Source organism: Streptomyces sp. NPDC053431, from assembly GCF_044544925.1.
In the GTDB taxonomy this organism is placed as follows: Bacteria; Actinomycetota; Actinomycetes; order Streptomycetales; family Streptomycetaceae; genus Streptomyces.
On sequence record NZ_JBITXX010000004.1, the window covers coordinates 425,379 to 447,775 of the forward strand.

Sequence of the window (22,397 nt, forward strand, 5' to 3'; positions counted from 1 at the left end):
CGAAGCAATGGCCGAAGGAACACGCTTCGATTCCTTCGGGCGGAAGGGGTTGTACAAATTCGACAGGGGGCCGTGCTAGCGTCGGGGCGCATCAGAGGTGTACGCCGTTCACCGGTGATCGGGGGGTCGTGGTGGGGGGTTCGCATTGACCTCCACACCGTCTGAGGAAGCCCTTTCTGCCAGGGCGGAAACGACTTTGTCGTGACCGGAAGACGGCCTTGACGGCGCTGGTTCGGCGGCGATGTCCGCCCGGCCCGCCGTTTCGTCCGAGTCATTCACTGTTCAGGCAGGGAGGTGCAGGGCGGTGCCCCGGGAACTGTTCGGCAGGAGCGAGGAATCCAAGATCGTGACCGAGATGCTCGAGTCCGCGACGGCGGGCACGGGTTCGGTCGCGCTGCTGGAGGGAATCATCGGCACGGGCAAGACCTCGCTGCTGCGCTGGGCCGAGGAGACCGCCCGCGAACGGGGCATGGTCGTGTGCTCCGCCACCGCCTCCCCCACCGAACAGCGCTTCTCCCTGGGGGTCGTGCACCAGCTCCTCGGCACCCTGCCCGAGACGGCGCAGGGCTGGGAGCGCGCCTTCGCGTCGAGCGCCGCCACCGGCGACGGGCCCGCCGAGCCCGACTACCCGCTGCTCGCCGAGCTCTGCGCGGGCGTCGGCCGGGCCGCGCGCCGCGCCCCGATCCTGCTGACCGTCGACGGCGTCCAGCACGCCGACCGCAGGTCGCTGCTGTGGCTGGGCTTCCTCAGCCGCCGGCTCGACAACCTGCCGGTCGTGCTGCTCGCCACGAAGCGCTGCGGCGAACCGGCCAGCGACCAGCACCTCCTGGTCGAGTTCATGGAGGGCATCCGGCCCGACCACCACATCCATCTGCACGACCTCAGCCCGAGCGCCGCCTTCGACCTGGCGGCCGCGCTGTGCGGCCACGACCACGCCTCCGTGGGCGCCCTGGTCGCCGACACGGGCGGCAACCCCTACCTGCTCACGGAGCAGATACGGACCGTTCCGACGGCTCCCGGCGGCAGCGCGGCGGGCGGGACCGGACCGACCGCGGACACCGCCGGCCGGTCCCCGGCCGACCCGCCGGACGAACGGCTGCGCCTGCGGGCGGTCAAGGAACGCATCCTGTGCATGCTCCGCCGACTCGACCCGCACGGCCTGGAGATCGCCCGGGCGGCCAGCATCCTCGGCTCGCCCCTCGACCCCGCGCTCCTCGCCGACCTGTGCGGCGTGCCGACGGAGGACGCCTGCCGCAGCCTCTCGCGGCTCACCGAGTCGGGCCTGCTGTGCCCGCACGACATGACGTTCCGGCACCCCCTCCTCGCCGGGCTGCTCTACCAGGACATCCCGTGCGCGGAGCGCGCGGAGCTGCACCGGCTCGCCGCCCGCTCCATGTGGCGTCGCAGCGCCCCCTGCGAGGACGTCGCCGCGCACCTGCTGCGCTCCCACCGGCTCGACGAGCCGTGGATGGCCCGGCTGCTGCTGGACGCCGCGCAGGGCACGGTCGACCGCGACCCCGCGGGCGCCCGCCGACTGATCGAGAAGGCCGTGCTGCACGGCCTGCCCGACGAACTGGCCGCCCGCGCCGAGGGCCTGCGCATCCGGGCGCTCACCGCCCTGGACCTGCCCGCCTCCGCGCGGGCGCTCACCGCGCACGCCGCGGGACCGCTCGGCCCCGAGGAACGCCTCCGGGAGGCGCTGCGGCTCTCCGACATCCTGCTCCGGCTCGACGAGCCCGCCTGCGCCCGCGAGGTGCTGGAGAAGGCACGGGCGGCGCTCGGCCCCCTGGACCCGGCGGCCGCCGCGCGGCTGCGCGAGCGGCTCACCCATGTCCGACTCCACGAGGGCAGCTACCGGCCCGGGGCGCCGGACCTGCACGAGGCCGAGGGCGAGGACCGGCTGGAGCGGGTCCTGCTGCTGCGCACCGCCGCGGGCGACTCGGCGCAGGCGGTGCGGCGGATCGCCGACCGGTTCCTGGCCGTGCCCCGCGCCCCGTACGGCTCCCCCACCTGGTACCACGCGCTGCTCGCGCTGCTGTGGGCGGGCGACGTGGACGAGGCCCGGCGCCACCTGGACACCGAGGTGCGGCTGGCCCGCGCCGAGGGCACGGCGACCCGGATCGCCGAGGCCCTCGCCGTACGCGGTCTGGTGCAGTGGCACCGCGGACTGCTCGCGGAGGCCGAGGACGACGCCGTCCAGGCGCTCGAGCTGCTGACCCGGATCGGCGCCGCCCCGTACCACGCGGGGGCGCTGGCCCGGAGCGTGCTCATCGACGTGGCCCTGGAGAAGGACGACATCGCCGCGGCCGGCGCCCTGCTCGACGGGGCCCCGCCGCTGCCCGGGGACCAGCCCGTGACCTGGTGGCGGCTGCACCTCCTGCACAGTGCCGGGCGCGCGCTGGGCCGACTGGGTCAGGCGCGGCGGGGCCTCGCCCTGATCGCCCGCTGCGAGGAGGAGCTGAACCGCCGGGGCGTCGTCAACCCGGCGATCCTGCCCTGGCGTTCGACCCGGTCCGCGCTCCAGCTGGCGCTGCGCCACACGGCCGACGCCCGGCGCGCCGCCCGGGAGGAGACCGAGCACGCCCGCCGCTGGGACGCCCCCTTCGCGCTGGGCCGGGCGCTGGTCGCGCAGGCCTCGGCGAGCTCGGGGCGGGAGGCGCTGCACCTCGCCGACCAGGCCCTGGCGATCCTCGAGCCGGCTCCCACGCCGCTGCTCCTCGCCCACGCGCTGTACGCGGCGGGGCGGGCGCACCGGCAGGTCGGCAAGGCGCGTCGGACGCGCGAACTCCTGCACCGGGCGAACGAGTTGGGCATCTCGCTGGGTGCCTACGGTCTGGTGGAGGCGGTGCAGCGGGAGCTGCGGTACGCGGGCGGCCGGCCCGATCCGCGCAAGGACTCCACGGAGTCGCTCCTTACCCCCACCGAACGGCAGGTCTCCGAGCTGGCCGCGGCCGGCCTGAGCAACCGCGACATCGCGCAGCTGCTCAAGGTGAGTCTGCGGAACGTGGAGTCCCATCTCACCCACTCCTACCGAAAGTTGCGGATCAGCGGCCGGCACGAGCTGGCCAGGTACTTCCCGCCGGACGAGAAGACGCCGGCGGCCGCGGCGCCGGTGCTGCTCTACCAGCCCCGCGGCGCGGTCACCCCGCCGCCGCGGCTGCGGACCGGCTGACCCGCCCCGACGGCGCCGCCTCTCCGGCGCCGGCGCCGCCCGGGCCGACGTCCGCCCCGGCCCCCGCCCCGGCCCCCGTGCCGCCGCCCGTCTCGCCGTGCGGGGTCCGCGGCTGCGCGAACGCCCCGTCGAGCAGCGCCCGCAGCCCGGCGGCGAACCGCTCCTGGTCGCTCATCCCGGCCACGAGCGGCGCGACCCGGCGCACGGTCGGATAGTCCTCCGCGCCGTCCTCGCCGGTCCCCGCCTCCGGGCAGGGGGCCAGGCCCGGCGCACCGGCCCGGGCGGCGACCAGATGCCCGACCAGGTACTCCCAGATGGCGACGTGCAGGCGCGCGGCCTGCGCGTCGCTCATCCCGGTGCGGACCAGGGCGTCCAGGATGAACTCGGAGAGCCGCATCGAGGCGGCGCCGAGCACCCGCCCGTCGAGCATCTCGGCGGCGATCCACCCGTGCTCCTCCAGGACGCGGTGCGCGCTCTGCGCCGCCTCCACGATGGACGTCCGGGGGTCGTCGCCGGGGTCCGGCAGCTCGATCCGCCGGGACACCTCCGCGAACAGCAGAGACATCAACTCGCGCTTGTCGCTGACGTGTTTGTAGACGGCGGCCGGGGCCTTGCCGAGTTCGCCGGCGAGCTTGCGCATGCTGAGGCCGGCCGCGCCCTCGCGCTCCAGCAGACGCAGCCCCGCCGCCACGATGTGCGGACGCGTCAGCGGCTGCATCGCACGCTCCGAGGTCGGGGGCATGGGAGCGACATCGTCTCGCACCGAGGCGGCCTCCGGCACGGAAACGGAGGCAACGAAACATGACTGTCGCGTTCGCCGCGGACCGCCGACCGGTGGACCGCCCCGCCCCCCGCTCTGCCGGACATGCCGGAAGCCCGGCCCCCACCATCGCGGGACCGGGCGACCGACGGCCGTACGGGCTGGTCAGGCGCCGCGACGGCCGGGCCTGAAGCCCGCCTTGGCGGTGCCGACGATCGCGAAGGCCAGCACGGCCAGGGCGAGCAGCACCCACGGGAACGAAGTGGCGCCGGAGGACTCCAGGAGGAGACCGCCGACCACACCGCCGCCGGCGACGGCCAGGTTGAAGATGGTGACGAGCATCGACTGGGCCACGTCGGCGCCGTCGCCCGCCGCGTCCGCGATGGCGGTCTGCAGCAGTGTGGGCGCGCCGCCGAAGGTCAGGCCCCAGGCGACCACGCCGACGACCACGGCGACCGGCGACGAGTGGCCGATGCCGAGGACCAGGGAGGCCGCGGCGAAGCCGGCGAGGCTGACGAGGGTGAGGACGCGCAGCCTGCGGTCCACGTACATGCCGGTCAGCCAGATGCCGACGATGGCGGTGGCGCCGAAGACGAGCAGCATCACGTCGACGCGCTCACCGAGGCCGGCCTTGCTCAGGAACGGGGAGATGTAGGTGTAGAGGATGTTGTGGGCCAGGATCCACAGGAAGATGACCGCGAGGATGGGGCGGATGCCCGGGGTCACGAAGATCTCGCGGATCGGCCGGCGCTGCTCGGCGGCCTGTCCGGGGAAGTCCGGGACCAGCAGCCGGACCCAGATCATCAGGGCCAGGGCGACGCCCGACATGATCCAGAAGACGCCCTGCCAGCTGGTGACGGAGCCCAGGTACGTGCCGAGCGGCACGCCGGCGGTCAGCGCGATGGGCTGGCCGACGCCGACGACGGCGAGGGCACGGCCCTGCAGGTGCTCGGGCACCAGCCGCCGGGCGTAGCCGGCGAGCAGGCCCCAGATCACCCCGGAGGCCATGCCGGCGACGAAGCGCGCGCCGAGCGTGATGCCGTAGTGGGTGGACAGGGCGGTGACGGTGTTGAAGACGAACAGGCCGCCGACGGCGCACAGCAGCAGCGGCCGGCGCCGGACGCTGCGGGTCGCGGCGATCACCGGGATCGCGGCGAGCACGGAGCCGATGGCGTACAGGGTGACGAGCTGGCCCGCCAGTCCTTCGGACACGTCGAGGCCCTGCCCGATCTGCGGGAGCAGACCCGCGGGCATCGTCTCGGTCATGATCGCGAGGAAGCCCGCGGCGGTGAACGCCAACAGTTTGAGGATGGGCAGCCGTTCCTCGGCCGGCGCCTGGTGGGGGCGCAGTGCGGTTGCGGTCGCTTCGCTACTGCCAGTGCTGGTCACGGAGTTCTCCAGTTTGTCGCGGCCCGCCGGTCGGGACGGGCCGCGGCCATCGGTCAGGGTGGGGGCGGTGCGGCGGAAGGGCGCCGCACCGCCGGGTGGGCGGCGGTCGGTCAGTGCTCGGAGAGCAGCGAGCCGTGGCCGTGGACGCGGTCCTGGATGCCGTTGCTGCGCAGGGCGTGCCAGTACAGGACGGTGTTGTTGGAGATGACGGGCTTGCCGATCCAGAACTCGGCGAGGGCGGCGACGCGCGACATGGCGACGTTGGTGCCGACCTGGACGACGGCGTCGATGTCCGGACCGTCGATCTCCTTGACGACGTCGCGGAGTTCGGTCTCGGAGACGTGCGAGATCTTCGCGGGGCTCGGCATGCCGAGGCCCTGGATGCGGACGACGTCGTAGCCGCTGTCCTTGAAGAAGCGGCTGACGGAGTCGTCGCCGACGGGCAGGTACGGCGTGATGACGGCGATCCTGCGGGCCTCGTAGACGCCGAGGGCCGCGTTGATCGCGTCCGGGCTCATGACGACGGGCAGGCCGCCGGCGGCCTCGCGCAGGGAGGCGAGGACGCGCTCGTGGGAGTCCGGGCCGTCCCAGTAGCTCTCCGGGGAGACGCCGATGATCACGGTGTCGGGGCCGCAGCTGACGACGCTCCTGATCGCCGGGTGGGTGGAGTTGCGGATGCTGTGCATCACGTGGTCGAAGCCGGGCTCGTCGACCATCGAGTCGTCGCCGATGACCATGCGGCCGATGTGGTTGGTGACCTGGTGCGGCCGCAGGGCCTCCAGCTCGGGCTGGGCCGAGGTGTTCGTGGAGGGGACGACGACGCCGACCTTGAGTCGGGGGCCGAGGGAGTCGGTCATTGCGGGTGCCTCTCAGATGTCTCGGGTGGTGGACCGGGTCACGCGGAGCGGTAGTCGGGCGCCTTGATCAGCCGGTCGCTCCGACCGGTGATGCGGGGCTCGAAGACCTGGTCCTGCCAGTCCTTCCGGTCCACGGGGTGCAGGGAGATCGAGACGGCTCCGTCGTAGGTCGCGAAGTGCTCGACCACGACGTCGGACAGGGCCCTGGCCAGCCGGTCCTTCTGCTCGTCGGTGAATTCCCGGTCGTAGTAGGAAATGTCCACGTGCGGCATGGAGGGGTCTCCAGGTGTGGGGCGGGTGAGGGGGGTTACGCGCCGAGCCGGGCGCGGATGGCGGCCACCAGTTCGGCGACGCCGCGCTCCTTGAGGACGCTGTAGTGGTCGCCTTCCAGGTCGACGACCGTCACGGGCGCGGCGGAGTAGCCGGAGCTGCCCTCGATGAACGCGTAGTCGTCGCCGCTCGCCTTGAAGAGGGTGACCGGGGTGTCCAGCCGGCGCTCGCTCAACTCGCGGAAGTTGTAATCGAATTCGTAGGTCTCGCCGACGATGCGGGTGATCCGGCGGATCAACCGCTCGTCCAGCGCGGGTATGCGCTCGTGGACGAAGGCGACGAAGCTGTCCTCGTCCTTCGCGGCCGCCAGGCAGTCCTCGACCTCGGGGCCGCTGATGGAGCCGGCGAAGACCGAGTGGAGGATGGTGACGTAGGCGGGGTTGGCGTACGAGGCCTCCCGGCCGTGGCGCTCGGCCTCGGCGGCCCGCACCTTGGGGTTGCCGGGGCACAGCAGGAGCAGCTGCTCCACCTTCTCGCCGGCCTGCTCCAGCTGCCAGGCCGCCTCGAAGGCGACGCGGGCGCCGAAGGAGTAGCCCCACAGGAGGTAGGGACCCTCGGGCTGGATCCGCCGGATCTCGGCGACGTCCGCCGCGGCCATCTCCTGGACGGTCGGGTAGGGCTCCTCGCCCTCGTTGATGCCGTACGCCTGGACCCCGTAGAAGGGCCGGCCGAGGCCGGCTTCGCGGCCGAGCAGCCGCAGGTTCATCGGGTAGCCGCCGAGGCCGGGCCAGCAGAACACCGGGCTGGCGATGCCCTCGGCGCCCTTCGGGGTGTCGTCGTGCAGCCGGACCAGGCGCGAGACGGGCACGGCGGAGCCGTCCGCGATGCGGGCGGCGAGGTCGCCCAGCTTCGGCGCCTCGAAGACGATCTGGAGCGGGAGTTCGGTGCCGAACTCGCGGTTGATCCGGTTGACCAGGGCGACGGCGGTCAGCGAGTTGCCGCCGGCCGCGAAGAAGTCGTCCTCGGTCGAGACGTCCTCGTACTTGAGGGCGGTGCCCCAGACGTCGGCGAGCCACCGTTCGTGGGCGGTCGCCGGGGCGACGTAGGGGGCGCCGCTGCCCGCGGCCCGTACCTGCTCGTCGGCGGCGAGGGTCTTGGCGTCGACCTTGCCGTTGGCGGTCAGGGGCAGGTCGTCCATGACCAGGACCCGGTTGGGGATCATGTAGTCGGGCAGGAAGCCGGCCAGCTCGTCCTTGATGATCTCGGCCGGGCCCTTGGTGTGGACGGCGTCCTCGTTCATGCCCTCGCTGAGGATCTGCTCCTCGCTGACCCGGCCGCCGAGGAAGAAGTACGACGGGCCGGTCTCGGCGCCGATGGACGCGAGGATCTCGTCGATCCGCCGCGCGGCGGGCAGCGGGTTGCCGGTCTTGGAGCTGTAGCCGGAGGACATGAAGCCGAGGGCGAGTCCGTTGCGCTGGAGGTGGTGCAGCTTGGCCCCCATCGCGATGTACTCCAGCCAGGGCTCCGCGGCGCGGCTGACGGCCGTGATGCCGAAGGAGGCCCGGTCGTAGACGGACTGGTTGATGGCGATGACGTGGCGGCGCTGGACCAGCGCGTCCGAGACGTGTTCGAACTCGCCGTCGGCGTACCGGTAGTGGCCGCCCGGCAGGTCCGCGACGCGGCCCGGATGGGCCTGGACGTAGATCTCGGTCGGGTCCTGTCGGGGCTCGCCGTCGTTCGGGTGGATCTCGAAGGTGCCGAGGTAGTAGTCCTCGTCGACGACGTCGAGCCGCTCCTTGACGGCCGGGGTGAAGCCGGCGGGCCGGATGGTCAGCCCGTACTCGGGCAGCACCTCCTCGAAGACGCCGAGCATGTGCCCGGTCTCGAACTCCAGGACCTCGAGGATGTTGTTGGCGTAGACCGGCTCGATGGCCCGCCTCTTGCCGAGGAAATGCACCTTGAGCGCGGGGCCCGTCATGTCCGTGCCGGCGATCCGCACCAGGCTGTGGTCGAGCGGGTGGTGGTAGTGGACGCCCGGCTCGATCCCGGCGACGCCGCTGATCTCCAGGTACATCTGGGTGGCGTACAGAGCGCCCGGCGAGGCGTAGGAGTACTTCGGCAGGAGGCGCTCGGCGCTGCGGAACGCTCCGAACCAGCGGAGCAGTTCTCCCAGTTGGTCGAGGGAGAGTTCGTCGAGCCCGCGGGACAGCGGGGAGACCGGCGGCGGTGCGAGCAGCCGCCGGATGTCCTCGCGGCCGACCTCGCCGCCGTCGTAGAAGCGGTAGGTCTTGCGGGCGAAGGTCTCGCGGCGCTGCCGCTCGGTGGCCTCGCGCCCGGGCAGCTCGAGCACCGGCCGGCCGGCCAGCTCCTCGGCGTCGCGCAGACCCGGGTTGGACAGCTGCGCCTTGACCTGGAGCTTGCTGGCCTTGGACTGGTGGTGGCCGCCGTGGTTGCCCTGGTCCATCAGGGCCGCCTCGCGCGGGTTGAGTTCGATGCAGGCCACCAGGTTCTGGAAGCCGGTGCGCGGGTCGTCGGTGACGACGGCCGCCGCGCGGCGGACCCAGGCGTGCTCCTCGATGGCCAGCGAGATCTCGTCGAGCTCGACGCGGTAGCCGCGCAGCTTGACCTGGTTGTCGGCACGGCCGACGCAGGTGATGGTCCCGTCCTCGTTCCAGTAGGCGAGGTCGCCGGTCTTGTAGAGGCGCTCGGTCGGGACGAAGGGCGACGGGATGAATCGTTCCGCCGTGAGGTCCTCGCGGTGCAGATAGCCGCGGGCCAGCTGCACACCCCCGATGTAGAGCTCCCCGGTGGTGCCGATGTCGACCGGCCGCAGCTCCTCGTCGAGGATGAAGCAGGGCGTGTTGTCGACGGGGACGCCGATCGGCACCGAGCCGGCGCCGTCGCCGAGCAGGTCCGGGTCGACCAGGCACGCGGTGGCGTTGATGGTGGTCTCGGTGGGGCCGTACAGATTGACCAGCGAGACCCACGGCAGCTCGGTCAGCAGCGAGCGGGCGAGCCGCTGCGAGAGCGCCTCGCCGCCGGAGAACACCCGGCGCAGGGTGGTGCAGGAGCGGAACTCCTCCAGGTCCACCAGGGCCTGGAGCAGGGTGGGTACGCCCTGCAGCGTGGTGACCTCGTGCCGGTTGACGGTGGCGACGATCGCCTCGGGGTCGCGGTAGATGCCGGGCGCGCCGACGACGACCGTGGCCCCGGCGGCGGGCGCGAGGATCTCCCACTGCGCCGCGTCGAAGCTCATCGGGGTCTTCTGCAGGACGGTGACATGGCTGCCGAGGTGGCCGAAGGAGTGCATCCAGCGCAGCTGGGACACGATGCTCCGGTGCTCGATCATCACGCCCTTGGGCCGGCCGGTGCTGCCCGAGGTGTAGATCACGTACGCGAGGGAGTCGGGGCGGGGGCCCGTCCCCCGGGGGTCGCGCTGCCGCGGGACACGCGCGGTCTCGGCGGGGCCGGCGGCACCGACTCCCCCGACTCCGCAGTGCGGAACGCCGTCGAGCGGGGCGTCCGGCAGGTCCGCGGGCGTCACGATCCGGGTGCCGGCCGGGGCGATGGCGGCCAGCCGCTCCCGCAGGTGCTCCTGGGTGACGATCACCCTGGTGCGGCTGTCCTCGATCATGTAGCGGAGCCGGTCCTCGGGGTACTCCGGGGACAGCGGCAGATAGGCGGCCCCGGCGAAGAGGATGCCCCAGGCCCCGGTCATGAGGTCCAGCGACGGTTCGGTGTAGAGGCCGACGCAGTCGTCGACCGACACGCCGAGCCCGTGGAGGTGGACGGCCAGCCGGCCACCGGACTCGGCGAGCTGACGGTAGGTGAGGCTGCGGTCGTCGGAGACGACCGCTACGTCCTCGGGCCGCGCCGTGACCTGCTGCTCGAGCAGGCCCGGCAGGCAAGCCCCGTCTTCCAGGCGTAAGCCGTAAAAGGGCGCGACGGACTGAACGGGTGCCAAGGTGATCCCCCATGCAAATGATGTCGGTGCCCTCGTCGGAGGGCTCTCCCCCGTGTCCGCCCGGGTCGTTCGACGAGCGGACCGGGCCGTCGCGGCGCACCGGCGGCGGGGGGTGGTCGGACTCCCGCGCCGAAGGGGCCTGTACGGGTGCCCCAGGTGGTTCCCGGGACACTCGGTGCCGCGTCGACGACTTGAGGTAATCACACCTTCGAGCAGGGCGTCACGCCGGTCCATCGAATTTTAACAATCGTTCCAGAACTGCTAACCTGTCGACATGTCACCTCGCCCCCGGGGCTTCGACCTCGACCACGCACTGGACGCGGCGATGGCCACGTTCTGGGACAAGGGGTACGCCGGAACGTCGGCCCAGGACCTCGTGGACAGCACGGGACTCGGCCGCGGCAGCCTCTACAACACGTTCAACAGCAAGCGCGGACTGTTCGAGGCGGCGCTGCGGCGCTACGACACCGAGTGGACCAGCCGACTGACGAGACTGCTCGAAGAGGGCGAGGAGCCGGCCCGCGACCGCATCCGTTCGGTCCTGCTGAGCGTCGTCGACGAGGAGACCGCCGACGCCCCCGAACACCGCGGCTGCCTGGTGGTGAACACCGCGATGGAGATGGCCGGGCAGGATCCGGAGATCACCGAGCAGGTCCGCGCCACCTTCGCACGGATGCAGACGGCACTGAGTGTCTGCATCGAACAGGGGCAGCGTGACGGCTCGATGCCGCGGCACCAGGAGCCGCGGACGCTCGCGGTCTTCCTGCTCAACTCGATGTACGGACTGCGGGTGCTCGGCAAGGTCGGCGACCGCGCGACCCTGCTGTCCCTCGTGGACCAGATCCTGCCGCCCGCGCCCCCGGAAGCTCCCTGACCCACCACATGGCCGGCACCCCAGGTGTCGGCCTTCCTTTTCACCCTCGTTCTGGAACGCCGATTCAAATTCCGGTCATGAACCCGCCATGATCCGGTCACGCACCCGAAGGAATCGAAGGAGGAACGGCGATGCCCTTCGCCGTCCACGTGCTCGGCCTGAGCGTCTTCTGCATCGGGACCACCGAGTTCATGATCTCCGGCCTGTTGCCCGACCTCTCCCGCGACCTCTCGGTCTCCGTGCCCGCCGTGGGCTGGCTGATCTCCGGCTACGCCCTCGGCGTGGTCGTCGGCGGCCCCGCCCTCACCGTCGCCACCCTGCGCGTCAACCGCAAGAAGGCCCTGGTGTGGCTGCTGCTGCTGTTCGTCCTCGGCCAGACCATGGGCGCCCTCGCGCCCGGTTACGGCGTGCTGCTGGCCGGCCGGGTCGTCGCCGCGCTCGCCCAGGGGGCCTTCTTCGGCGTCGGCTCGGTCGTGGCCGTGGAGCTCGCGGGCCCCGAACGGCGCGGCCGCGCCCTGGCGATCATGTTCGCCGGCCTCACCGTGGCCAATGTCGTGGGCGTCCCGGCGGGGACCTTCCTCAGCCAGCACGCCGGCTGGCGCGCGAGCTTCTGGGCGGTCGACGCGCTGGCGGTGCTCGCACTGCTCGGCGTCCTGTTCCTGGTACCGCGGCGGCCGAACGGCCCGTACGCCGGGGTCCGCGCCGAGCTCGCCGCCTTCCGCAACCCCCGGGTGTGGGTGGCCCTTTCGACCTCCATGCTCACCCAGGCGGCGATCTTCTGCTGCTTCAGCTATCTGTCCAAGCTCTTCACCGACGTGAGCGGCTTCACCGAGGCGGCCGTACCGCTGCTGCTCACCCTGTTCGGAGTGGGCTGCTTCGCCGGCAGCCTCGTCGGCGGCCGGTTCGCCGACCGTCATCCGCTGCCCAACCTGTACGCGGGCATCGCGGCGATGGTCCTGGTGCTCGCCCTCCTGGCGGCCACCGCCCACCTCAAGGCGGCCACCGTGGGCGCCGTGCTGGCCTTCGGCCTGGCCGCCTTCTCCATCAACCCGGCGCTCCAGGCCCAGGTGATGCGCGAGGCCGGCGACGCTCCGACGCTCGCCACCACCACGAACACCTCGGCCTTCAACCTCGGCAACACGATCGGCCCGTGGGTCGGCGGCAGCGTGATCGGCGCCGGCCTCGGCTACACGGCACCCGTGTGGTCCGGCGCGCTGCTCGCGGTGGCGGGCCTCGGCACGGCGGCGCTCTCGGGCCTGCTGACCCGCCGGGGACCGGCCTCCGCGGCGGCGGCCGTCGTCGCGCGGTCCGCCCCGCGTCAGGAGGCCGGCACCCCGTGACCACCCTCCAGGCTCAGCAGATTGCCGAGGAGACCGGGGAAGCGCCGCTCGAAGTCCGGCCGCAGGCGCAGCGACATGCCCGTGCCGGTGCTGCGCTGGACGATGAGCCCGGCCTCGCGGAGCACCTTCCAGTGGTACGAGCGGGTGGACTTCGCGCCCGGCACGTCGAGCGCGGTGCAGGCGACCTCGGCGTCCGGGGTGCGGGCCAGCCGGACCACCACGCCGCGCCGGTGCCGGTCGGCCAACGCCGCGTACACGGCGTCGAGTTCGACGGTGTCCAGCGGGGGATGGAACAGCTCGACCGGCATCGCGGGACCTCTCGGAGGCGGACAGGTGACAGAGACGGCCGGGACGCGTTGTGGGCCCGGTCGCGCCCTGCCTAAGGTAGCCCGGTACGAATTTTTTCGAACCTCCCGGCCTCCGCACGACCTCCGGAGCGCCGGCCTTCGTACAGCCGGCCCGCGCTCCCGCGCTCCCGCGCTCCCCCGCGCCCGCGCGAGCCGCGCGCCCACCCGCCGAACCACTCTCCAGGAGTCCCGACATGACCTCCGCACAGCCGGTCATCGCAGTCCTCGGCACCGGCATCATCGGTGCCCCCGTCGCCCGCAACCTGGCCAGGAGCGGCTTGACGGTCCGCGCCTGGAACCGCACCCGCGCCAAGGCCGACGCCCTCCTCTCCGACGGCGTCACGGTCGCCGACACCCCGGCCGAGGCCGTCGACGGGGCCGACGTGGTCCTGACCGTCCTGAACGACGGCCCCCGCGTCCTGGAGGCCGTCCGGGCCGCAGCCCCGAAACTGGCCCCGGGCACCGTCTGGGTGCAGGTCAGCACCGTGGGCGAGGCCGTGGACGAGCTCGCCGCCTTCGCCGACGAAGCCGGCCTGGTCTTCGTCGACGCCCCCGTCCAGGGCTCGCGCCAGCCCGCCGAGCTGGGCAAGCTGGTGGTCCTCGCCGCCGCCCCGGAGAGCGTCCGCCCCACCGTGCAGCCGCTGTTCGACACCATCGGCTCCCGCACGGTCTGGGTCGGCGAGGACGGCACGAGCGGCGCCGCCAGCCGCCTGAAGCTGGTCCTCAACACCTGGGTCGGCGCCCTCACCCACGGCGTGGGCGAGGCCCTCTCGCTCGCCGACGGGCTCGGCGTCGACCCGCGGCACTTCGTGGACGTCGTCTCCGGCGGCCCCCTGGACAGCGGCTTCTTCCAGGGCAAGTCCGCCGCGATCCTGAACCGGGACTGGACCCCGCAGTTCTCCGTCGACAACTCGGAGAAGGACGCCCGGCTCGTCCTGGAGGCGGCCGAACGCGTCGGCGTCCGGCTCGACACCACCGAGGCCGGCCACCGGCGCTTCCAGCGGGCCGCCGCCCAGGGCCACGGCGACAAGGACATGGCCGCGGCCTGGTTCGCCGGCTTCGACGCGTAACCCGGAAGGACGGGGAAGACCCGCCGTGTTCCACGAACGCACCACCGTCCTCGTCGTCGGCGGCGGCCCCGTCGGGCTGCTGCTCGCCGGAGAGCTGGCGCTGCAGAACGTCGACACGCTCGTGCTCGAACAGCACGAGCGCGTCCGGGACAGCCCGCGCGCCGGCACCCTGCACGCCCGCAGCGTGCAGTCCCTGCTGCGCCGGGGCGTCCTGCGGCTGCCCGTACCGGGCCGCCTCGACCTCCGGCAGCGCACCGGCTTCCACTTCGCCGGACTGCCGCTCCTGACGATCAGCAGTCCCACGGCCGAGGGGCCGCCGATCTTCCACCAGCCGCAGTCCTCCCTGGAGCAGGCCTTCGAGGTGCGGGCCCGCTCCCTGGGCGCCGACGTGCGCCGGGGATCGGTCGTACGGCGACTGACCGAGCACGCCGACCGGGTGGAGGCCGAGGTGCTCGCCGCCGACGGCGCCGTCCGCGTCCTGGTGGCCGACTGGGTCGTGGGCTGCGACGGAGCACGCAGCACGGTGCGGGAACACGCGGGCTTCCCCGTCACCACGACCGAGCCGTCCTTCAGCGGCGTGATCGGTCTGGTGCGGCTGACCGACCCGGCCGACGCCCCCGGTGGCTGGGCGCGCGGCCCCGAGGGGTCGACCCTGATCAACGTCAACCCACGCGGCCACAGCCGGGTCCTGACCCACGACTTCACCCGCCCCTTCCCCGACCGGCGCCGGCCGGTGACCCTGGAGGAGCTGAGCGCCACCGCCGCCCGGGTCCTGGGCCGCGCGCTGCCGATGCGGGACCTCGTGTACGGCTCCCGCTTCAGCGACTTCACCCGGGTCGCGGACAGCTACCGCTCCCCCGGCCACGGCCGCGTCCTGCTGGCCGGCGACGCGGCGCACGTGCATGCGCCGCTGGGCGGTCAGGGCCTCAACACCGGCCTCCAGGACGCCTTCAACCTGGGCTGGAAGCTGGGCCTGGTGGCCCGCGGCGACGCCCCGGCCACCCTCCTGGACACCTACACCGACGAGCGGCGCGCGGTGGCCCTGACCGTCGTCGCCAACACCCGCGCCCAGGCCGCCCTCATGGATCCCCGGCCGCAACAGGAGCCGCTGCGCGCCCACTTCGGACGTCTCATGGAGGTGCCGGAGGCCCGCGCGGCGACCGCCGAGGAGATCAGCGGCCAGAGCATCCGCCACCCCCGGCCGGGCACCGACCCGCTCACCGGGACCTTCCTGCCCAACCACACCTTCCTGACCCGGGAGGGCCCGCGCAGCACGGCCGAGCTCCTGGAGGACGCCACGCCCCTGCTGCTGCTCGCCGAGGACGTCACGGCCGTGCCCGAGGAGCTCCTGGACGGCTGGCCGCCGGACCGGCTCCGTACGGTACGGGTCGGCCCGGCCGACGCGGACGGCACGGCGCTCGGCTGGCGCGCGGTGCTGTGCCGCCCGGACGGCTATCTGGCCTGGGCGGCCGGTGACACGGAGCCGGACCCGGCCGAGCTCGCCGGGGAACTGGCGCGCTGGCTGGGCCCGGCGAGATCGCCCGCGGGGGTGCGTCAGGGATAGGACACGACCGTCGAGGGGACGGTGGCGGTGCCCGAGGTGGCGGCGCCGGTGTCGTTGATCACGTGCTCGTACTGCCCGTTCCCGCCGAGGGAGACGACGAGCAGGCTGTGGAACCGCACGCCGGGCCGCACCGGGGCGCGGAAGCCGTGGTCCTGCCGGATCGTCGGGTCGACGTTGTAGTAGCAGTAGCTGCCGAGTCCCCAGCCCTCGTGGGTGGTGACGGAGTCGTCGACGCGGTAGGCGGCGTAGCCCCTGACCGGGCCGTTCTGGACGGCGGCCTGGTTCGGGGCGTCGTAGGCCTTCTCGTTCTGGAAGAAGATCGTGCGCCCGCGCTCGCCGTACCACTCGACGTCGTACTTGTTGAAGTGCTCCACGAACAGGCCGGTGGCGAGCACGTCGTCGCCGTGCACGCGGACGCCGTAGTCGGCCCGGTTGACGTCCCAGCCGACGCCGTCGCCGTGGTCGGCGCGCCACACCCAGGTGTGGTCGACGATCGTGTCGTCGTTGTTGACGACCATGGCGGTGCCGGCCTTCCCGGGTCCGGCGCCGCCGACGCGCAGGTACACGTCCTGCACGGTGGTCGGGTTCGCCGCGTGGTCGGCGGACGCGCCCTGCGGGCCGATCTCCAGCAGCGTGGGCGAGTTGACGGGACCCGCGTCGATCAGGAGGCCGGCGAGCCGGACGCCGTCGACGTCGCCGACGCGCAGCGCCGTGACGCCGTTGTCCGGGACGATCGTGGCGAGGCCGAGCCCGAGGACGATCGTCCCGGGCCGCTCGATCTCGACGGTGCGGTCGACGTGGTACACGCCCGGGGTGAAGAGCAGGTGAAGGCCCTGGGCCACGGCCTGGTTGAGGGTGGCGGCGGTGGCGCCGGGCCGCACCACGTAGAAACGGCTGAGCGGGATCGCCTCGCCCTGCGGGGTCCCGGACCAGCTGACGCCCCGGGCGTTCGTCCGCTTCGCCGGGGAGAAGACCTTGAACTCCCCTCCCTCGTAGAAGAGGAAGGGCTTTTCGCGCGAGACCGGCGTGGTGTCGAGCGTCGTGTACTTCGGCTCGGGGAAGGCGGTCGCGGGGGCGCCCTCCACTCCTGAGAAGACCTGGTTCCAGACGGAGTTGGACCAGCCGCCGATCGCGCTGTCGCGCGTGTACCACTGCTGCTGCGAGTAGTTGCCGACCTGTCCGTCGATCCGGCTGTCGGCGATGTAGCCGCCGCTGGCCCAGCCGTATCCGGTGGGCGCCAGGTTCAGTCCGCCCCTGACGTGCATCCGGCGGAAGGACGAGGCCTGGGAGACGGCCCAGCGGTCGGTCCCGTTGACCGGGTTCAGGGCCAGGTTCTCGGCGGAGCGCCAGAAGTTCTGGGTGGCGTTGCCGTTGAACCAGCCCGCGTCGACGGTCACGTCCCCGTTGATCGTGGTGTCGTCGGGGCGCAGGCCGAGACCGGCGATCTGGGTGTAGAAGCCGATCTGCGCGTTGATCCCGTCGTACGTGCCGGGCTTGAACAGGAAGGCGTGCCGGCCGGTGCCGAACTGGGCCGACTCCTGCTGCCGGAACACCTCGTCCAGTCGCGCCTGGATGCCGGGGGTCGAGGGGTCGACGACGTGCACGTTGGGCCCGAGGTCACCGCCGCCGGGCAGGGCCGGGCCGCCGGCCCCGGTGCCGTACACCTGGAACTCCCAGAGCGAGTAGCCCCATCCGGTGGCACGGGTCAGGCCCTGCAGGCGGACGTAGCGGGCGGTGCCGGAGACGGGCAGGGACTCGCTGCCGCCGGATCCCGTGGTGGTGGCGTAGGCGGTGGACCAGGTGGTGCCGTCGGTGGAGGTCTCGATGCGGTAGGCCGAGCCGTAGGCCGTCTCCCAGCGCAGGTCCACGCGGCTCAGGGCCGCGGGGCCGCCCAGGTCGACCTGGATCCACTGCGGGTCGGCGAAGGCGCTGGACCAGCGGGTGCCGAGGTCGCCGTCGACGGCGGCGGTCGCGGGCGTCCCGCCGTTCTCCTGGCTGGACGCGGTGACGGGCCGCCCCTGGGAGAGCAGGACGGGCGCGGCCTGCGCCGCGCCCGCCGGGGCGAGCGCGAGCAGTCCGCCGAGCAGGGCGGTGACCAGGCCGAGGATCCGGGTGCGGGACCGGCCCGGCGGTCGGGAGCGGGACGGGGCCGTGCGGGGAGTGGGGCGGTACATGGCGGCTCCTTCTCGGTGGGGGGAGGTGCGGGTCAGCCGGCCTGTGCCCGGTGGGCGCGGATCAGGTCCGCGTACCGCCGGCCGCTGGCCTTGACCGTCCGGCGCTGGGTCGCGTAGTCGACGTGGACCAGGCCGAACCGCTTGTCGTAGCCGTAGGCCCACTCGAAGTTGTCGAGCAGGGACCAGGCGTAGTAGCCGGCCAGCGGGACGCCCTTGCGGAGGGCGCGGGCGCAGGCCGCGAGGTGCTGCTCCAGGTAGCGCGTGCGGTCGGGGTCGTCGATCCGCCCGTCCGGGCCCGCGCTGTCGGGGAAGGCCGAGCCGTTCTCGGTGACGTACAGCCGGCGCACGCCGTACTCCTCGGTGAGCCGGAGCAGGAGGGCCTCCAGGCCGCCGGCGTCCACCGGCCAGTCCATGCCGGTCCGGGGCACCTCGGGCCGGCGGACCTCTCGGGCGTACGGAGCGGGGCCGGCCGGGTCGTCGGCGACCGTCACGGGGAAGTAGTAGTTGAGCCCGTGCCAGTCGAGGGGCGCCGCGATGGTCTCCAGGTCGCCCGCGCGCTCCGGCAGTTCGATGCCGTACAGCTCGCGCATGTCGGCGGGGAAGCCGCGGCCGTAGACCGGGTCGAGCCACCAGCGGTTGGTGTGTCCGTCGGCGCGGACGGCGGCGGCGACGTCCTCGGGCCGAGTGGTGGCGGGCTCGACGGTGGAGTGGTTGGTGACCAGGCCGACTCGTGCTCCTGGGGCGGCGGCGCGCACGGCGGCGGTGGCGAGTCCGTGGCCGAGGAGCAGGTGGTACGAGGCGCGGACGGCGGCCGTCAGATCGGTGAGGCCCGGGGCCATCCGCCCCTCCAGGTGCCCGATCCAGGCCGAGCAGAGCGGTTCGTTGAGGGTGGCCCACCGGGTGACCCGGTCGCCGAGGCGGCCGGCGACGACGGAGGCGTAGTGGGCGAAGTGCTCGGCGGTGGCGCGTTCGGTCCAGCCGCCCCGGCTCTCGCGGGCGCGGTCCTGCAGGGCCTGCGGCAGGTCCCAGTGGTAGAGGGTGACCGAGGGGCTGATCCCGGCGTCGAGCAGGGCGTCGACGAGCCGGTCGTAGAAGTCGAGTCCGGCCGCGTTGACCGGGCCGTCGCCGCCGGGCAGGACGCGGGGCCAGGCGACGGACATCCGGTAGGCGTCCGTGCCGAGCTCCTTCATCAGGGCGATGTCCTCGGGCCAGCGGTGGTAGTGGTCGCAGGCGGTGTCAGCGTGGTCGCCGTGGTCGATCGCGCCGGGGGTGTGGGCGAAGGTGTCCCAGATGGAGGCGGCGCGGCCGTCCTCGGCGACGGCGCCCTCGATCTGGTAGGCGGAGGTGGCCGTGCCCCAGGAGAAGTCGGGCGGGAAGGCGCCCAGGTCGAGGGGCGCGGGGGTACTGGCGTCGGACACGGAGTTCCTTTCGGGAAAGCGGGACTGACGTGGCGTCACTTGACCGCGCCCGCGGTGAGGCCGGCGACGAGGTAGCGCTGGAGGAGGAGGAAGCCCGCGACGACGGGGACGCTCACCACGAGGGAGGCGGCCATCACCTGGTTCCAGTACACGTCGTTCTGCGACGCGTAGCCCTGCAGGCCGACGGCGAGGGTGCGGGTGGTGTCGTTGGTCATGACGGAGGCGAAGAGGACCTCGCCCCAGGCGGTCATGAAGGCGTAGACGGCGACCGCGACGATGCCGGGGACGGCGGCGGGCACGATGACCCGGAACAGCGCGCCGACCGGTCCGCAGCCGTCCACCCTGGCGGCCTCGTCGAGCTCGCGCGGGATCGAGTCGAGATAGCCGATGAGCATCCAGATGGAGAAGGGCAGGGAGAAGGTCAGATAGGTGAGGATCAGTCCGCCCCGCGAGCCGAAGAGGGCGATGCCGGTGGCGTTGCCGATGTTGACGTAGATGAGGAACAGCGGCAGCAGGAAGAGGATGCCGGGGAACATCTGGGTGGACAGCACGGTCACGGTGAACACCCGCCGGCCGCGGAAGTCGTAGCGGCTGACCGCGTAGGCGGCGAAGACGGCGACGGTGACGGAGCAGACGGTGGCGGCGCCCGCCACGATCACCGAGTTCACGAAGTGGTCGGCGAGCGGGACGGTCCGCCAGATGTCGGCGTACGGACGGAGGGTGAGCCCGGAGGGGAACCAGCGGAAGGCGCCCGAGACGTCCTGGAGCGGTTTCAGGGAGCTGGACACCATCACGTACACCGGCAGCAGGACGAAGCCGGTGAGCAGGGTGAGGACGATCCGCCGGGTCCAGAGGAAGGACCGCGGCGGCGCCGTCGGGGAGTCAGCCACGCCGGGGCCTCCGTCCGCGCGAGGTGAGCAGCAGGTAGCCGCCCGTGACGACGAGCAGGAAGAGCAGCAGGAGCACGGACATGGCCGAGCCGGTGCCGAAGTTCCACGTCTGGAAGGACGACTGGTAGATGTGCAGCGAGATGAGGTCGGCGGCCTCGGGGGCCGCCCGGCCGAAGAGGACGAAGGGGGTGTTGAAGTCGTTGAAGGTCCACAGGAAGAGGACGAGGACGAGGACCTGGTTGACCGGCCGCAGGGACGGCAGCGTGATGTGGCGGATCTGCCGCCAGCGCCCGGCGCCGTCCAGGGCGGCGGCCTCGTACATGTCCCGGGGGATGTTCTGCAGTCCGGCCAGCACGGTGAGGAAGGCGAAGGGCCAGCCCTTCCAGACGGAGACGGTGAGCAGGGCCCAGAAGCTGTTGTCGCCGATCAGCCAGAAGGCGCGGCTGTCGCCGATGCCGAGCTGGTCGTGCAGGACGTGGTTGATCAGGCCGTTGTCGTGCTGGAACATGAACGCCCAGGTGATGACGGCGGCGTAGACGGGCAGCGCGTAGGGGACGAGGAAGAGGGTCCGCAGCAGGGCCCGGCCGCGGAAGTCGTCCTGGAGCAGGATCGCGGCGGCGGTGCCGAGCAGCCAGCACAGCGCCACGGACACCAGCGTGAACAGGCAGGTCGTGCCGAAGGACGCGAGGAGGGACGCGCCGACGGCCCCGTCGAAGTCCACGGAGACGGCGTAGTTGTCGAGACCGGCCCAGGGGGCGGCGGTCCAGTCGCGGACGAAGAACTGGGTGAGCTGCTTGAAGCTCATGACGACGCCCATGAGCATCGGCACGAGGTGGACGAGGAGTTCCAGGAGCAGCGCGGGCAGCAGCAGGAGGTACGGCAGCGCGGGGCGCCGGCGGCGGGCGGGCGCCGGGGTCGCGCGGGCGGCGACCCCGGGGCGCGCCCCAGGGGTGACGGTCAGGGTCATGGCGGGGCCGCGGCTACTTCTTGGGCATCTGCTGCTGGGCCTTGTCGAGCTTGGCGCGCACGGACTCGGTGGTGACCGGGCGGCCGGCGGCGGCGTCGGCGAACAGCTCCTTGACGGCGGTGCCGACGACGGTCTCGAACTGGGATTCCTCGGGGACCTGCGGCAGCGCGGCGGCGCTCTTGGCGAGGGTGTCGCGGATGACGGCGAGCGCGGGTCCGGAGAAGGCGGGGTCCTGCTGGGCGGACTTCACGGGCGGGACGGAGCCGTAGGCCTGGTTGAGGGTCTTCTGTTCGGCGTCGCCGGTCATGAACTTCACGAACTTCAGGGCGCCGTCGCGGTTCCGGGTGTTCTTGAAGACGGCGATGTTGATGCCGGCGACCATGGAGTTGATCGCGGTGCCCTGGCCGGGGGTGCCGGAGGGGACGGGGGCGGGGGCGACGCCCCACTCGTCGGGGGTCATCCCCTGGGCGGCGAAGGTCTGCGCGGGGGTCTGCCACAGCACCATCGCGGTGCGGTCCTTGGCGAAGTCGCTGAGGGACTGGTTCTGGGCGTACTCGGCGTTGCCGGGGGCGACGATCTTGTGGGCGGCCATGAGGTCGACGTACTGCTTGACCGCGGCGACGGCGCCGTCGTTGGTGAAGTCGGCCTTGCCGTCGGGGGTGAAGAAGTCGGCGCCGTGCTGCTTGCCGAGCACGAAGACGTGGTGGATGTTCTCGGCGAGGTTGGCCCCCTCGACGCCGAGGGCGGAGTGCCCGTCCTTGGCGAGCTTCCGGCCGGCCTCGGTGAGCTCGTCCCAGGTGGCCGGCGGCTTGGCTATGCCGGCGTCGGCGAACATCTTCTTGTTGTAGTAGAGCGCGTAGGCCATGGAGTAGAGCGGCACGGCCGCCGGGTCCTGGCCGGGGGCGCCGGTGGAGCCGAGCGCGGAGTCGACGAACCGCTCCTTGCCGCCGATGGCGGCGAGGTTCTTCTCGTCCCAGGGCAGCAGCGCGCCGCCGGCCTGCAGGGAGGCGCTCCAGGTGTTGCCGATGTTGAGGACGTCGGGGCCCTGGCCGGAGGTGGTGACGGTGAGGATCCGGTTGAGCAGGTCGGACCAGGGCACGACCTCCAGCTTGACCTTGATGCCGGTCTCCTTCTCGAACCGGTCGAGCTCGGGCTGGAGGATCTTCTTGTCGGCCTCGACGCTCGGACCCTGGTTCGACGCCCAGTAGGTGAGGGTCCTGGGCTCGGAGTTCGAGCCCGAGCCGTCGGGGGCGGTGCCACCGCCGCAGGCGGTCGCGGTGAGGGCGAGGGAGAGGGCGACGGCGCCGGTGACCGCGGCTCTGATTCTGCGCATGACTCCTC

General features: G+C 72.7%; 16 protein-coding genes. 5 read left to right on the forward strand and 11 right to left on the reverse strand.

The features are described 5' to 3' along the window. Positions 1-304: 304 nt before the first annotated feature. Positions 305-3,172: an ATP-binding protein gene (locus ACIGXE_RS14585; RefSeq protein ID WP_399747065.1), complete on the forward strand. Its 2,868-nt coding sequence runs from the start codon at positions 305-307 to the stop codon at positions 3,170-3,172. Here the strand turns inward: ACIGXE_RS14585 and ACIGXE_RS14590 are convergent. The 5 genes from ACIGXE_RS14590 to ACIGXE_RS14610 all read right to left on the reverse strand — a co-directional run bounded on the left by ACIGXE_RS14590 (position 3,141) and on the right by ACIGXE_RS14610 (position 10,412). Then, entirely contained in the window at positions 3,141-3,890 is a 750-nt protein-coding gene (locus ACIGXE_RS14590; RefSeq protein WP_399747067.1) for a TetR/AcrR family transcriptional regulator, read from the reverse strand. The two genes, ACIGXE_RS14585 and ACIGXE_RS14590, sit on opposite strands and share 32 nt — an antisense overlap. A gap of 207 nt (positions 3,891-4,097) precedes the next feature. Next, positions 4,098-5,321: an MFS transporter gene (locus ACIGXE_RS14595; protein WP_399747069.1), complete on the reverse strand. Its 1,224-nt coding sequence runs from the start codon at positions 5,319-5,321 to the stop codon at positions 4,098-4,100. Positions 5,322-5,431: 110 nt separating this feature from the next. Continuing rightward, a complete protein-coding gene (locus ACIGXE_RS14600; protein ID WP_399747072.1) occupies positions 5,432-6,178 on the reverse strand; it encodes an arylmalonate decarboxylase in 747 nt (248 codons plus the stop codon). 38 nt (positions 6,179-6,216) lie between these two features. Next, positions 6,217-6,441, reverse strand: coding sequence for a tautomerase family protein (locus ACIGXE_RS14605; protein ID WP_399747074.1), 225 nt, complete (start codon positions 6,439-6,441; stop codon positions 6,217-6,219). Between the two features lie 44 nt (positions 6,442-6,485). Beyond that, on the reverse strand, positions 6,486-10,412 hold the full coding sequence (locus ACIGXE_RS14610) for an amino acid adenylation domain-containing protein (RefSeq protein ID WP_399747076.1): 3,927 nt from the start codon (positions 10,410-10,412) through the stop codon (positions 6,486-6,488). Positions 10,413-10,686: 274 nt separating this feature from the next. Between ACIGXE_RS14610 and ACIGXE_RS14615 the strand changes: the two genes are divergently transcribed. Beyond that, entirely contained in the window at positions 10,687-11,286 is a 600-nt protein-coding gene (locus ACIGXE_RS14615) for a TetR/AcrR family transcriptional regulator (protein ID WP_399747077.1), read from the forward strand. A gap of 131 nt (positions 11,287-11,417) precedes the next feature. Beyond that, positions 11,418-12,626, forward strand: a complete 1,209-nt coding sequence (locus ACIGXE_RS14620) for a Cmx/CmrA family chloramphenicol efflux MFS transporter (RefSeq protein ID WP_399747079.1) — start codon at positions 11,418-11,420, stop codon at positions 12,624-12,626. Here ACIGXE_RS14620 and ACIGXE_RS14625 read toward each other — a convergent pair. Next, positions 12,605-12,934: an ArsR/SmtB family transcription factor gene (locus ACIGXE_RS14625; RefSeq protein WP_399747081.1), complete on the reverse strand. Its 330-nt coding sequence runs from the start codon at positions 12,932-12,934 to the stop codon at positions 12,605-12,607. The two genes, ACIGXE_RS14620 and ACIGXE_RS14625, sit on opposite strands and share 22 nt — an antisense overlap. Positions 12,935-13,167: 233 nt before the next feature. Between ACIGXE_RS14625 and ACIGXE_RS14630 the strand changes: the two genes are divergently transcribed. Together ACIGXE_RS14630 and ACIGXE_RS14635 are read left to right on the forward strand one after the other, a co-directional pair. After that, positions 13,168-14,043, forward strand: a complete 876-nt coding sequence (locus ACIGXE_RS14630; protein ID WP_399747083.1) for an NAD(P)-dependent oxidoreductase — start codon at positions 13,168-13,170, stop codon at positions 14,041-14,043. A 25-nt stretch (positions 14,044-14,068) separates the two neighbouring features. Next, complete coding sequence (locus ACIGXE_RS14635; protein ID WP_399747084.1) at positions 14,069-15,607, forward strand: FAD-dependent monooxygenase; 1,539 nt, start codon at positions 14,069-14,071, stop codon at positions 15,605-15,607. Here ACIGXE_RS14635 and ACIGXE_RS14640 read toward each other — a convergent pair. From ACIGXE_RS14640 to ACIGXE_RS14660, 5 genes are read right to left on the reverse strand one after another with little or no spacing between them, the layout of a single operon-like run. Then, entirely contained in the window at positions 15,598-17,781 is a 2,184-nt protein-coding gene (locus ACIGXE_RS14640; protein ID WP_399747086.1) for a discoidin domain-containing protein, read from the reverse strand. The two genes, ACIGXE_RS14635 and ACIGXE_RS14640, sit on opposite strands and share 10 nt — an antisense overlap. Before the next feature lie 32 nt (positions 17,782-17,813). After that, positions 17,814-19,199: a GH1 family beta-glucosidase gene (locus ACIGXE_RS14645; protein WP_399747088.1), complete on the reverse strand. Its 1,386-nt coding sequence runs from the start codon at positions 19,197-19,199 to the stop codon at positions 17,814-17,816. 35 nt (positions 19,200-19,234) lie between these two features. Next, positions 19,235-20,089, reverse strand: coding sequence for a carbohydrate ABC transporter permease (locus tag ACIGXE_RS14650; RefSeq protein WP_399747090.1), 855 nt, complete (start codon positions 20,087-20,089; stop codon positions 19,235-19,237). Continuing rightward, complete coding sequence (locus ACIGXE_RS14655; protein WP_399747092.1) at positions 20,082-21,056, reverse strand: carbohydrate ABC transporter permease; 975 nt, start codon at positions 21,054-21,056, stop codon at positions 20,082-20,084. Before ACIGXE_RS14655 ends, ACIGXE_RS14650 begins: the two co-directional genes overlap by 8 nt. 13 nt (positions 21,057-21,069) lie before the next feature. Further along, positions 21,070-22,389: an ABC transporter substrate-binding protein gene (locus ACIGXE_RS14660; RefSeq protein WP_399747094.1), complete on the reverse strand. Its 1,320-nt coding sequence runs from the start codon at positions 22,387-22,389 to the stop codon at positions 21,070-21,072. Positions 22,390-22,397 lie beyond the last annotated feature (8 nt).